General features: G+C 50.1%; 12 protein-coding genes. 5 read left to right on the forward strand and 7 right to left on the reverse strand.

Features of this window, described 5'->3' with window-relative positions; translation table 11 throughout:
• The first annotated feature begins 464 nt into the window (after positions 1–464).
• The 3 genes from Q1A23_RS10785 to Q1A23_RS10795 all read left to right on the forward strand — a co-directional run bounded on the left by Q1A23_RS10785 (position 465) and on the right by Q1A23_RS10795 (position 2,973).
• Positions 465–917 carry a DUF1569 domain-containing protein gene (locus Q1A23_RS10785; protein WP_299823078.1) on the forward strand — a complete coding sequence of 151 codons (453 nt, stop codon included), beginning with the start codon at positions 465–467 and terminating at the stop codon, positions 915–917.
• 81 nt (positions 918–998) lie between these two features.
• A complete protein-coding gene (locus Q1A23_RS10790) occupies positions 999–1,502 on the forward strand; it encodes a DUF4199 domain-containing protein (RefSeq protein ID WP_299823081.1) in 504 nt (167 codons plus the stop codon).
• Between the two features lie 226 nt (positions 1,503–1,728).
• On the forward strand, positions 1,729–2,973 hold the full coding sequence (locus tag Q1A23_RS10795) for a cation:proton antiporter (RefSeq protein WP_299823084.1): 1,245 nt from the start codon (positions 1,729–1,731) through the stop codon (positions 2,971–2,973).
• A 13-nt stretch (positions 2,974–2,986) separates the two neighbouring features.
• Here Q1A23_RS10795 and Q1A23_RS10800 read toward each other — a convergent pair whose 3' ends face one another.
• From Q1A23_RS10800 to Q1A23_RS10830, 7 genes are all read right to left on the reverse strand, one after another.
• Positions 2,987–3,163 (reverse strand): hypothetical protein, encoded by a 177-nt coding sequence (locus tag Q1A23_RS10800; protein ID WP_299823087.1) that lies wholly within the window; start codon positions 3,161–3,163, stop codon positions 2,987–2,989.
• A gap of 439 nt (positions 3,164–3,602) precedes the next feature.
• On the reverse strand, positions 3,603–4,706 hold the full coding sequence (locus tag Q1A23_RS10805; RefSeq protein ID WP_299823090.1) for a P1 family peptidase: 1,104 nt from the start codon (positions 4,704–4,706) through the stop codon (positions 3,603–3,605).
• Between the two features lie 265 nt (positions 4,707–4,971).
• Complete coding sequence (locus Q1A23_RS10810) at positions 4,972–5,916, reverse strand: NADP-dependent oxidoreductase (RefSeq protein WP_299823093.1); 945 nt, start codon at positions 5,914–5,916, stop codon at positions 4,972–4,974.
• A 99-nt stretch (positions 5,917–6,015) separates the two neighbouring features.
• Positions 6,016–6,351, reverse strand: coding sequence for a hypothetical protein (locus tag Q1A23_RS10815; protein ID WP_299823096.1), 336 nt, complete (start codon positions 6,349–6,351; stop codon positions 6,016–6,018).
• 115 nt (positions 6,352–6,466) lie between these two features.
• Positions 6,467–8,704 carry a cation:proton antiporter gene (locus tag Q1A23_RS10820; RefSeq protein ID WP_299823099.1) on the reverse strand — a complete coding sequence of 746 codons (2,238 nt, stop codon included), beginning with the start codon at positions 8,702–8,704 and terminating at the stop codon, positions 6,467–6,469.
• 18 nt (positions 8,705–8,722) lie between these two features.
• Positions 8,723–8,917 carry a hypothetical protein gene (locus tag Q1A23_RS10825; RefSeq protein ID WP_299823102.1) on the reverse strand — a complete coding sequence of 65 codons (195 nt, stop codon included), beginning with the start codon at positions 8,915–8,917 and terminating at the stop codon, positions 8,723–8,725.
• 325 nt (positions 8,918–9,242) lie between these two features.
• Positions 9,243–9,629: a hypothetical protein gene (locus tag Q1A23_RS10830; RefSeq protein ID WP_299823105.1), complete on the reverse strand. Its 387-nt coding sequence runs from the start codon at positions 9,627–9,629 to the stop codon at positions 9,243–9,245.
• A 184-nt stretch (positions 9,630–9,813) separates the two neighbouring features.
• On the opposite strand from Q1A23_RS10830, the gene Q1A23_RS10835 reads away from it, so the two are divergent.
• Both Q1A23_RS10835 and Q1A23_RS10840 read left to right on the forward strand, forming a co-directional pair.
• Complete coding sequence (locus tag Q1A23_RS10835) at positions 9,814–10,332, forward strand: DUF2721 domain-containing protein (protein WP_299823108.1); 519 nt, start codon at positions 9,814–9,816, stop codon at positions 10,330–10,332.
• 236 nt (positions 10,333–10,568) lie between these two features.
• Entirely contained in the window at positions 10,569–13,280 is a 2,712-nt protein-coding gene (locus tag Q1A23_RS10840; RefSeq protein WP_299823111.1) for a T9SS type A sorting domain-containing protein, read from the forward strand.
• The last annotated feature ends 56 nt before the right edge of the window (positions 13,281–13,336 follow it).

Raw genomic sequence — 13,336 nt, forward strand, 5'->3', positions numbered from 1 at the left:
AAGAATAAGTGCTTCGTAGGGACAGGTCGCGACCTGTCCGGATCGTGCATGGTTTTTTCTCTTTCACCCTACCCGCTACTCCAGGCTTGACAGGAACGAAGTATGGGCAGGAGTAGAAAGGAACAAAGCAGCTTATTTATACTTGCTTCGTAGTTCAGCCTTTCGCGCGGACAGGCCGCGACCTGTCCCTACGGGGGAATTTGAAACACTATGACAAGGCTTTTGACAGGATTATACTTACGCCTTTGCAAACTGGCTGCCATACCCAACCACCAGTTACCGCTGCGCTCAAACTGGCGGTATAAACAAACTTACCCGTGCCGCAAGTTTAGCGCCAGCGCAACTTGTGGCTTAATATGGAGCCAGTTTGTAACTGGCTTTTTACAGAACTATACTTACGCCTTTAAAACTGGCAGTATTAAAGTGTTAAAGAATAAACTAAAGTATAAGCACCCACACTCAAAATGGAAAATATTTTTAACGCAGCAGTTACAGCAGAACTCGTTAGCCGCCTGAACAAATTACAACCCGACTCACAGCCGCTTTGGGGTAAAATGAGCGTATCCCAGATGCTGGCGCATTGCAACGTAACCTACGAAATGGTGTACGAAGACAAGCACCCCAGGCCAAACCCCTTCCTGAAGTTTATGCTGAAGCTACTGGTAAAGAAATATGTGGTAAACGAAAAGCCCTACAAGCAAAACGCCCATACGGCATCGCAGTTTATGGTGCCCGATAACAAAAGCTTTGAGGCAGAAAAGACCCGCCTGATCAACTACCTGCACAAAACACAGCAATTAGGCGAGGCGCATTTCGAGGGCAAAGACTCGCACTCTTTTGGCCCGCTTACCAGCCAGGAATGGAACAACATGTTCTACAAGCACCTGAACCACCACCTGAACCAGTTTGGAGTATAAGCGCATACTTATACTTATACTTATACTTATACTTATACTTGCAGGCCCTCTAAAACACAGAACCAACTCTTATTCTTTAATATGATGAAAAACTACAGAATTGAGCTTAAATGGGCCATCGTTTTTGTGCTGATGACCTTAACCTGGATGGTAATCGAAAAGCTTGCCGGCATGCACAGCACCCACATCGACAAACACGCCATCTTTACCAACCTTATTGCCATACCTGCCATTACGGTGTATGTGCTCGCGTTGCGCGACAAGCGCCAAAACTTCTACAAAGGCACCATGTCTTACAAGCAGAGCTTTGTTTCAGGCTTGATCATCACCCTTCTCGTTACGGCTATCAGCCCGCTCACGCAAGTAATTGTTTCTGAAGCAATTGCCCCGGAGTATTTCCCAAACATGATCCTGTACGCCGTAACTGAAGGCAACATGACACAGGAGGCCGCCGAAGCCTACTTTAACCTGAAAAGCTACATAGTGCAGGGCCTGATCGGAGCGCCACTCATGGGTTTGCTTACCACCGCCCTCGTCGCGCTTTTCACGAAAAGCAAAACTAAAAAACAGCTGGTGGCTGCTTAAGCGGCTGGTTTACTGCACCTGCTCCAGCCGCCGCTGCCAGTAGCTGGAGCAGGTACAACAGAATAAATACCCTGTAAATCAGATCTCTCTGGCTCTTTCCCGCAATACTGCACCTGGCACTTCTTAGCGCTTCTATAACCTAAACAGTACGGCAGGGGTACACAACCAATACCTGCAGCTGCTGTTGCTGCACCTGTACTTTTTGCACCAACTTACGTTGCACAAAATGGGTAAAGGCGAGATAAACATCATCGTTACTATTTTAGGAGGCCTTGTGATGGTGCTGGGCCTGGGTTCCAAAAAGCTGGAGGAAAGCCCGGTTCCGGCTACGCTGCTGGCCCTGCTTATAGGTATTTTGCTCGGCCCTGAAGTATTCGATGTAATAGATCCGAAAGAACTTGGCGAGAAAACAACTATCCTGGAGACAACTGCCAGGCTGGTACTGGGCATTGGCCTGATCAGCGTAGCGCTGCGCATCCCCAAAGCGTACCCTCGTACTAACTGGCGGCAGATGCTAACGCTGGTGTTTTTGGGTATGGTGCTGATGTGGGGTGTAAGCACTCTCCTGATCTACTTTATACTTGGCATCCCGTTCTGGCTCGCGGCCCTGATTGGTGCCATCGTCGCCCCCACCGACCCTATCGCAGCAAGCCCTATTGTTACGGGCCCTGTAGCCAACAAAAACCTGCCAGACCGCATCCGGCATGCTATTTCGTTTGAGTCCGGGGCAAACGACGGCCTGAGTTTCCTGTTTGTGTTTCTGCCGCTACTGCTGCTGACGCGACCCACCGAAGCTGCACTTACCCATTGGCTGACCACAACGCTTTTGTGGGAGGTGCTGGGGGCAACCGTATGCGGGCTGCTGCTTGGTTACGTAACGGCCAAACTGCTGAAGGCCTCTGAAAAACACAACCTGATACAGGAGAACTGGCGACTGATTTATACTGTAGCGCTCTCGCTTCTGGCTGTTGGGGGCGGCAAGTTGATTAAAAGCGATGAGGTGCTGCTTGTTTTTGCTGCCGGCATCGCTTTTGTTCAGGTAGTAAGCGAAGACGAGCGCGGGGAGGAAGAAAAAGGACAGGAGGCAGTCAACCGGTTTTTTTCTTACCCTATTTTCGCGCTTTTCGGTACAACCATACCCTGGTCGGGCTGGGCAGCGCTTGGCTGGAGCGGTGTATTGCTGGTAGTAGCCATACTTCTGCTGCGCCGCCCTCCGGCACTACTGCTCCTTAAGCCACTACTCCCAAGCCTGAAAAGCACAAAAGATGCCTTGTTCCTGGGCTGGTTCGGGCCGGTTGCCGTAGCCGCTATCTACTATGGCGCCATGGCCGAGCATCGGTTAAAAGAGCCGCTGGTATGGGATGTTGTCAGTTTGATAATTTTTGCATCGGTGGTGGTGCACGGCATCAGCTCAACGCCCTTATCGAAGCTATACGGGAAAGCCACAGGAGAGCGGACAAAGCAACCATAGAAGGGAGTTGCCCTTACTCCAGGTTCTCGAACCCCTCGCGAAACCCACTAAGGTGCGCATAGCACACTGGGCTGCTGTAGTCATTACCTCGTTGCGCTGCCGCATCGGCATTTGGAGCCTTACTTTGCTGCACCTGCTGCTTGTAGAGTGGTTGCAGCGTAAGGGCAAACGCTTTAAAATCGCTTTTCAAGAGTGGCTGTTTCTTAATTCGGATGTATGGCATAAGTATAAAGGCTACCTGTTTTAAAGTACGGCATCAACCTGAACCTGTTTGGCACCTGATCCAGCGCATGCGCTGTGCTGTATTCCAGCGGCATGCTTCCCGGTTACAATCCTTTACGAAAGCCAGCACCCGGGAGAACACGCTATAGCTTTAACTTGTACATGCCGCAAGTTTAGCACCAGCGCAAATGTGGCTTAGTATGGCAGCCATTTTATAAAAGCTTTTATAGAACTACACTTACGCTTTTGCAAAGGCTTTGCCCAGAATTATACTTACGCCTTTGCAAATTGGCTTTTCTACAGAATTATACTTACGCCTTTGCAAACTGGCTGCCATGCACAACCACCAGTTACCGCTGCGCTCAAACTGGCGGTATACATTTATATAACTGATAATTGAACGCGCTTTACTGCTTCAGGGCATTATGTTTCTTCATTAGCTTCAGCACCTTCTCTACAGGCAGGGCCTCCACTACACGCTTGTCGTTACCTGTTGTGGTTTCGGCTTTAAAAAGCGAGTTGATAATGGCCTCTTCTGTTGCCTCTATCACCGCCATAAAAAGCGGCGATATTTCGTCGTTGCGCAGCAGCGTTACCGTTTGTGTTTTAGCCCCCGAAGTATAAGGGATGCGCAACTCAGGATGTGCCGAAAAAGCTATGACATAATCGCCGCTGCCGTTAGAGGCAATGCCGCCGGTTCGGGCAAGGCCCATCATGGCACGTTTTGCCATGCGCTCCAGGTTACGGGCATCAACGGGTGCATCTGTGGCCACCACGATCATACACGACCCATCTGCTTTCTCGGTTATCTGCTGCTTAAAAGAAAACTGCTCCAGCTCCTCCCCAACCGGCACGCCGTCTACTTGCAGCACGCCCCCAAAATTAGACTGCACCAGCACTCCTACCGTGTAGCCGCCCAGGCTCTGAGGCAGCACCCGCGAGGCTGTACCAATGCCCCCCTTAAAGCCAAAGCAAACGGTGCCGGTGCCTGCGCCTACATTCCCCTCTGCCACCGCACCATCCGTAGCCTGCGTGATGGCCGCTACCACGTGCTGCTCGGTTACATGCCTGCCCCGTATGTCGTTAAGGCCTCCATCGTTTGTCTCGCCAACCAAAGCGTTTACCGACTGCACCTTCTCGTTTCCGGGCTGCTGCAAAGTATAGCCTATCACGGCGTTCACGGCGGTGGCAACTCCAAGGGTATTTGTAAGTATGATAGGTGTTTCGAGGTTGCCCAGTTCCTGCACTTGCGTGCTGCCTGCCAGTTTACCAAACCCATTGCCAACATATACTGCCGCCGGCACCTTCTCCTGAAAAACATTGCCATTGTGTGGCAGTATGGCCGTAACACCCGTACGAATGTGGCTTTGCTGCACCAGCGTAGTCTGCCCTACCTTCACTCCTTTTACATCGGTTATCGCATTCAGTTTTCCGGTTGGCAGCACCCCGATCTTTACACCCAGTTCCCTGGCTCGTTTTCGGTTTTGCGCAGCAGCAGGTAGTGCTACCATAAGCGTAAGTAGTAAAAGTAAGTATAGCCTCATAAGGTCTGTCTTTTTGCCTGGTATAAAAATATAACAAATTTCTGATGTTGGGCAACAGGCAATGCCATATGCGCAAAGATTTGCCTTTTAAGGTGGAAATAAGCTGCATAACACGGCCAAATAAAATAGCCATTTATACGTGTATAAATGGCTATTTTATGAGCTGTACAGGATAGTGCGGTAAGTATAAACCTGCTAAACGGGTAGCTACCTACATACTACAGTTTATACGTTAAGGCACTATAATGATCTTACCTTTTGTGTGCAAGCTCTGTATCTGTTTCATTGCCTCGGCAGTTTGGTCAAGCGGGTAGGTTTTGCTCACGTGCACTTTCAGCTGGTTTGTGTCAGCTATCTCGCGGAGGTGGTCCAGCTGTTTGCTGTTGGGCTCTACAAATACGTAGCTAAAGTCAATGTCAGGGTCCAGGCCATCGCCCTGGTGCAGGATCGATACCAGCTTCCCGGATGGTTTAAGCGAGGCCAGGCTTTGCTCCAGCGTTTCTCCGGCCACACAGTCAAACAGGAGGTCTACGCCGTCTGGTGCAAGTTCTTTTACCGCCTCTCCTACATCTCCTTTTTTATAGTCTATTGTATGGTCTGCGCCAAGCTCCTGCATGTATGCGTGGTTTTTTTCGCTTGCGACAGCAATTACAGAGGCTCCTTTATACTTTGCCAACTGGATGGCCATACTGCCCACTCCCCCTGAGCCACCAAGTATGAGCACGGTATGCACCTGCTCCAGCCGCCCAACCTCAAACAACGATTGGTAGGCAGTAAGCCCTACCAGCGGAATGCCGGCTGCTTCTTCAAAGGATATACTATCGGGCTTTGCAGCCAGGTAAGACTCGGGCAGCGCAATGTACTCCGCAAAGGTACCGTTATGTACTGTGGGTCTGCGGGCATAGGCGTATACTTTGTCGCCTACATCAAAACGTCGCGCACTAAAGCTCCTGTCCTCTACCACGCCAGCCACATCCCAACCGGGAATTACCGGGAAATTAGTGGGCAGAAAATCTTTGAGGTAGCCGGCCTGTACCGCAGCATCAACAGGGTTTACACCGGCGGCCATTATGCGTACCAGCACCTCCCCTTCTTTTAACTCAGGCACATCAACTGTTTCAATTTTTATCTCGCCCCCGAACGCATTGTACAAAGCGGCTCTCATTTGTTTTGCCATAGTTAAGCTGTTTAAGTTTTTCCTATAGATGGGTTTAAATAAAAAAGCAGGCAAGAAAAGTATAACGCTTCTACTGCCTGCCTTTTTTATGAAGTATACCTATACGTGCCGGTCCAGGTTTTTACCTAAGTCCTTTACCTGTTTCATGAAACTCTCGATGGTCTCATCCGAGTAAGTGCCGTATGCATCCGAAATGGTGCCTTTATGGCCGTTGCTTGTTTCCACCACATACAGTATCGCCATGTCGTCGGGGTTACTTTCGCCCTCAAAGCGGTAAAAATTAACAATCTGCACCTGCTCCGGGCCAAAAGCTTCCGCTCCGTCTGTGGTACCCATCATACCCTTATCAGTTATCCTGAATTCTTCTGTGTATCCATCCTTCCGGAGGTTGGCCAGAACCTGGACCATGGATGTCAGTTCTTCTTTATCCTGCATAGTTTTATGTTTACGTAACGTAGGTACTATACAGGGTATACGTGAAAGTATAAAAAGGTATTTGCAGCCAGGGCTTTAATGCGCCGGCTGCTTTATAAGGACTTCAAAAGCAAGCCTATGCGTAGGCTGTCTCTCCCAGTTCGCTGATGCGCCACGGCGCCCCAACAATCCATACAATGTCGCCTTCCACAAAAACCATTTCAGAATCGGGGTTAAGCACCCGGGTGCCGTCGCGCTCTATGCCTACCACAAGCCCTTTGGTTTTCTCGCGTATACCCGACTCGCGCACCGTTTTATGCAGCAACGGCGAGTCCTGTGCGATGATCAGCTTTTGCAGGTCCACTTCTTCTTTCTCGTTCTCCACCTTCGATGCAGCGTCCACGTTATCGAGGTATACCCTGAAATGCTCTAGTTGCTCATCTGTGCCGAAAACATAAATCTTATCGCCAGGATACACCCGTTCGGTGCGGCTCGGCGGCATTATCGTACTGTTGCCGCGCTCAATTACGGCCACATTCAGGCCAAATTTTTCACGTATCTGCAGCTCTATCAACGTTTTGCCGACGGCAGCAGACTCGGGCAGCACCTCAAAGCTTGTTAAGTGCGCATCCCAGGGCACCAGGTTGCTGTGCGGTTTGGCGGCAGCCTCGCTTATTTCGCGCGCGTTCAGGTTGGCCATAAAGCGGTCTTCGATGCGGATGTAAAAGCGCTGTATGCGTTTGTAGAAGATCGCAAACAAGGCAAGCATAAACAGCCCCACCACAATAGACGCTTCAACAGAAAGGAACTGGTGCAGCAGGAAGCCAATGAAAAGGATGGCGATAATTACACGCGCCAACTCCAGCACGATGATCAGGCCGCGGTATTTCTTGTAAGCCCAGATACGGCCTTGTGCTGCCTTTTGCGGGTGGTGCACCGCCAGCGCCCACAGAAAAGGAGCCATAAAGAAAAAGGTGATGATCGTGGTGATCACATCGCCCCTGGTGCCCTCCAGCAGGTGCTCTCTTACCAACGGGTCAAGGTACCGGACTGCCAGCAACACAATAGCCACGATGATAACAGAGTATATCACCAGGTTGCGGATGTAGGACTGCAGCAGCAGTTTCCAGTCGCTGGTGGCGCCAATGGTCTGTGCTCCGCTGCTGTAGTTGTCAAGCGATGCTTTCCAGCTTTCCGGGAGCATTTTCTGGATAACCTTGTACAGCGGGTCTGCCATCTTGATCATGTAAGGCGTGGTAAAGGTGGTAATGGCTGATACCGCCACCGCAATCGGGTACAGGAAATCGCTTGTTACTTTTAAGGTGAGGCCCAGCGTGGCAATGATAAAAGAAAACTCACCTATCTGCGATACACTCATACCCGACTGGATAGAAGTACGCAAGCCCTGCCCTGCCATCAAACCGCCGGCGCTTATACTTAAAAACTTACCTGCTATGGTGATGATGGTGATAACAGCAATAGGCCCCGCATAGGTTATGATCATACCCGGGTCGATGAGGATACCTACTGATACGAAGAAAATGGCCCCGAACAAGTCTTTTACCGATGTGATCAGATGCTCGATTTTTTCTGCTTTTGTTGTTTCGGCAAGTATAGACCCCATGATAAAGGCCCCCAAAGCCGGCGAGAAACCTGCCTGTGCCGCCAATACAACCATGCCCAGGCACAGCGCCAGCGATACGATGAGCAACATCTCGTCGTTCATCAGTTTGCTGGCTTTCTTTAAAAACGTAGGTATAAGAAAGATGCCGCCCAGGAACCAGAGCAACAGGAAAAACCCAAGCTTCAGGACGGATTCTATCATTTCGGCACCGGCAAACTGCTGGCTTACAGCAACTGTAGAAAGGAGCACCATGAGCAAAATGGCCACCAGGTCTTCTACGATAAGCACGCCAAACACCAGCCCGGCAAAGCGCTGCGACTTTACGCCCAACTCATCGAATGCCCGGATGATGATGGTGGTGGATGAAATGGAAAGGATACCTCCCAGGAAAATACTATCCATGGTAGACCAGCCGAGCAAGCGCCCGGCAAAGTAACCAAGCAAGAGCATCACCACTACTTCTACCAGCGCCATGATAGAGGAAGCCCCTCCAACTTTTGCCAGTTTTTTAAAGCTGAACTCAAGGCCCAGGCTGAACAAAAGGAAAATAACGCCGATTTCAGCCCAGATCTGTATGTTCCCGATATCGATGATCGTAGGGAAAAGCGAAAAATGGGGCCCGATAAGTAGGCCGGCAATAATGTAACCGAGCACCAGCGGCTGCTTCAGTTTCTTAAATAAGAGGGTGGTAATGCCTGCTGCCCCCAGCAGCAGGCCCAAGTCGGTAACTAAATGGGGTAAGTGTGCCATTCGTGTTATTGTAGATCTTTATGATATGGTTGTGGTTGCCTCCAGTAAGGCAAATATTATAAACGCAAGTATAAGTATAGCGCCGTAAAGCTTGCAGGATTTCAGCCTGGTTTTCTTTCCTGTATACCAGCAAAGGCTTGTTTCAGGGAAAAAGATACCAATTATAAATCCGATAATAGCTAAAAAAGAAACGATTACAGCAATTTCGTCCATTAAGTTTTGATTATTGCCCTCGCTGCAGCCTAACCTGGCAAGGCAGAACGTGTATAACTGCCTGCACCAGGCCAGCGCAACAGGTATAGTACCCTAAAAATTTTAAAGAAACGCCAAGGCAGTAGCAGGGCTTTAAAACTTCTTTTTTGAAGCTCCATGCATCGCCCTGAACCTGACAAGGCTTTTAGTAAGAATAGCAGCAGCGCTGTTGCAGAAAATGACGGCCAGGTATAAGCGGTAAATGTAAAGCTAAACGAGCCCCGAATATACCATACCTGCCACGTATAGCCTGTAAACCAATGGCTGCCCCTAAAAGAGAACCAGCCTAAGGGGCATTGGGAAGAACACTAGCTGCGATACGCATGGCCTGGCATAAGGCTGCTACAAAGGCAGGTGCGCGGGGCAAAGGCTCCGCATTAACGGATAATGCCGCTATGGACAACCGTGGAAGCGCGAAAACAGCAGGTGCTGTGTGCAGCACTTTATTTCCGGTAACATGCGCATCCCAGGAAACCGCAGCGTGTGTCTGGCTTAAAGCATGGTGGCGCTCCTGCCCTCCGCTCTGGCAGTTTTCGCAGGTGTCGTGAACGGCACCCTTTACCAGGTAACTGTAAATGGCCTCTTCCTGCCCCGGCGATGTAATCGCCCAGAGGAGCATTACCCAGACTAAAGGGAATTTAAGAAAGCGCTTGGCTACAGTTTTAAGTGGCATAAGGACAAATTTAACACCAATGCCCGGATTATGAAAGCTTGTGTAAGTATAACTGCACCCTTCGTCTAAACTTAAAATGGCCGTGATTATCCTATCCGTAGCAAAAGCCGTAAGTGACCATGTAAAGCAGGTAAGGCTGAGAGCACCAGGTGGCTTCTTCAGCTTATAAAACGAAAACCAGGTAATGCAAGAGGTAAACCTAACTGTACTTTCTGCCATGATCACGCCGGTGGTGCTTATACTTGCCACAGGCCAGCTTATACTTACTACCTCCAACCGGTTGGCGCGCAGCGTAGAGCGGGCCCGTAAACTGTCGGAGCAATTTGAGCAGCTGATGCAGCAGGAAAACACGCCCAAAAGTGTCGAAAAAAAAGAACTGCTGTACCAGTTGCTGCACAAAGCCGCCGTAAGAAGCCGGAAACTGCAACGCGCTCTTAGCTTGCTGTATGTGGCGCTGTCGGTTTTTGTGGCCACCAGCGTTTCTATCGGATTGTTGGAGGCGCTGGGCATTCTTGTATTTTGGGTACCAGTTGGGTTAAGCCTGCTGGGCTCCGGCCTGTTGTTTTATTCAACCATACTTCTGATTACCGAAACAAGCCTGGCCCTCGGAGCCATCAACAAAGAGATGAATTACCTGACCCGAAATTATGCAGCCGACTTACCAAAGCAGCCCAAAGCGCAGCCCGGATCAACAACGGCTTAGCGTAACATTATGATTCTTTCGTACTTAAGTCCAAAAGTAGCTACCAAAAATAATCACAGGTCAAAGTGCCTGCATGCAACATGATAACACCTTGGCAAGTATACGTGATTGTATTCCCGTAACTTCTGGTGTTGTTGGCGATGAGTTTGTGGTTGGGTAGAAACGTGTGCTTTACCTGATTTGCCGGAAGTATAACACATGCTGCTTTACCCCGATCTGCACTTTAATTCTACGCTATGGCACAAACTTTACAGGCTAATAAGCTCGTAAGCTTCCCTTTACCTATTCCCACTATAAGCTTACCGGTTATAAAAGCTGTACTGCTTCTAACCGTTTTGCTCTTTTCAAATTCAAATTCCCTGGCGCAGTTCAGTCAGCAATGGGTAAGTTCTCCTTTAAAAAGCGGTGCCGCTGCTGCTGATAACTTTTCGTGCCAGGTAGTAGACACTCAGAACAACCTGATTACTGTAAGCTACAACGGTGTAAACCGCGAAAACACACGCATCGCCCTTTATAAGCACAACGCTAATGGCCAGAAGCTGTGGAGTACTGTTTATACCGATGGCGCCTCGCTCTGGGACACCCCCACAGCAGCAAAAACAGATAAGGACGGTAATATTTACTTACTCGCCTGGAGCCAGTTAACACAAGATGAAGGCAGGGCCCTTATTGCCAAGTACAATGCCGCTGGCGATAAAGTATGGATGGTGCCCATTGGGGCAAACCCCGGCAGCCATGGATTTGCCGTAACTGACAACGGAGAAGTGTTTGTGATTGCAACTGTAAAAGAAGCCTCAGGCGGCGATGCGCCTCAAATCATAAAATTAGACGCTACCGGTAAAACAGCCTGGTCGCAGAATTTTATAGGCTCTGACGGTGAGGGCGGCACACCAGGGGCATTGGCGCTTGACCAGGCAGGAAATCTGTACGTGGCCGGGACGCTTTACGTAAGCCCGGGCTACCCCAAGCAGCCCTACTATGTTGCGCGCCTTGTAAAGTATAGCGCACAGTCGGGTGCCAAGTTATTTACCGGCCAATACGCTACGGCATCCATCCCTTTTAACATGGATTATGAAAGTATGCGCCAGGTGTTGGTTGCCCCTTCAGGTAACGTATACCTTGTGTCGCAGCGCAGCGGCTTGTATATGTACCAGGTCATCGTTTACAAAATTTCGGGAGGCCGAGAACTGGAATGGGCAAGAGCAGCCGGCGAAACAGACGAATCCACGCACATGCAGGCGGTGCTCAGTACCGAAGAACAGCTTACGTTGCTTTGCAGAGAGCTGAAGTACAGAGATGTATGGGATTATTTTTTAACGGCATATGATAACCAGGGGCAGCGGCAGTACTATCATACCTATAACAGCTACATACCGGAAACAAACAATATCAGGCGCGTAGTACCCGAAGGAGTCGGGCTGGCCCCCAATGGAAGTGTAGCTTTAATAGGCTCAAGAGACTATGTACAGAAGCCACCCGCCTTTTACATGGACCCAATTGTGATAGAGCCGGCCAGGGAAACAATTATACTTTACAGCAGCTCCGGTGAGCAAACCTGGCAAGAAACCAGCAGCGGCGCAGGGGCACGGTCAAACGGCATGGCGCTGGACTTTATGTCGGTTGGCAGCTTTTACCTTGCCGGCACCCAAACAGCAGATGCACAACTGGTTGCGGCACGTTATACTGGTTGCGGCGGCTTTACGGTAACAGCAGGCCAGGATAAAACCATTTGCGCGGGTGGCGAGGTGCGTTTAGAAGCATCAGCGGCAACTACCTATTCCTGGTCGCCGGCCGAGGGGCTATCAAGTACAACAGTTGCCAACCCGCTTGCCAGGCCTGCACAAACAACCACTTATACTGTTACTGCAACCAACGCAGCTGGCTGCACCTCCACCGCACAGGTTACTGTTAAAGTAAACCCATTGCCCCAGGCAAGTATAGCTGCTGCTGGTAACCTGACTATTTGCGAGGGCAGTAACGTTACCTTAAAAGCGGTTAAAGGCCCCGGAGAATACAGTTTACAATGGCTGTACAACGGTCAGGAAATAAGCGGCGCCACCACCGATTTATTTGTAGCTACCGTTGCCGGAAACTATGCCTTACGTGTTACAGCGGGCAACTGCAGCCAGACATCTCCTGCCGTAGAAGTGAAAGTAGTACTAGCCATTGCAAATAATACCCTTTCCGGAAACCAAACCGTATGCGCAGGCGCAACACCGCAACTAATAAGTGGAGAAACACCTGCCGGCGGTAACGGCACTTTTGCTTACCAATGGCAGCGGAGCATCAACGGAACCGACTTTACAGATATAGCGGGTGCCACAGGCAAAGATTATCAACCGGGTTTGCAGCTGGTATCTACCTGGTTTAGAAGAACCGTAAGCTCCGGAAGCTGTTTCTCTGCCAGCATAACCGCTAAAGTTACCCTGGTGGAAAGGCCTACTGTTACGCTCGCCGCTTTTGGGCAAACCTGCCAGACAGCCACAGCTTTCGCGCTTACAGGCGGGTTTCCGGAGGGGGGCACGTACTCCGGAAATGGTGTAAGCAACGGCATGTTTAACCCCGCCGTAGCCGGAGCGGGCACCCATACCATTACCTACCGTTATACAAACGCAGGCGGTTGTACGGTAAGCATTACCCAACCAATTGTGGTGGAAGCTTCCTGCACCGTTACCAGCATACCTGAAGCGGAACTCCAGTTCCCGGTAACCATTTACCCGAACCCGACTGCAGCTACCGTGCACATCGAGATGCAATTGCCCAACAGAGCCGCTCTGGAACTGAGGCTGACAGATGTAAGCGGCCGCGTCTTACATGATACAACCCATGAACAACCGCCGCTGGAATTTTCCAAAACGTTAGATCTCAGCAAGTACCCAAGAGGCTTATACTTACTGCAGGTTAAAACCCGGCAAGGCGTGCTTCAACGGAAAATTATAGTAAAGTAAGCAATCAGAAGTATGGCAGCGGAGAGAAGGCACTTATATAATCTTTTCTCTGCTGC

Origin of the sequence: uncultured Pontibacter sp., assembly GCF_947492645.1 — a bacterium.
Classification (GTDB): Bacteria; Bacteroidota; Bacteroidia; order Cytophagales; family Hymenobacteraceae; genus Pontibacter.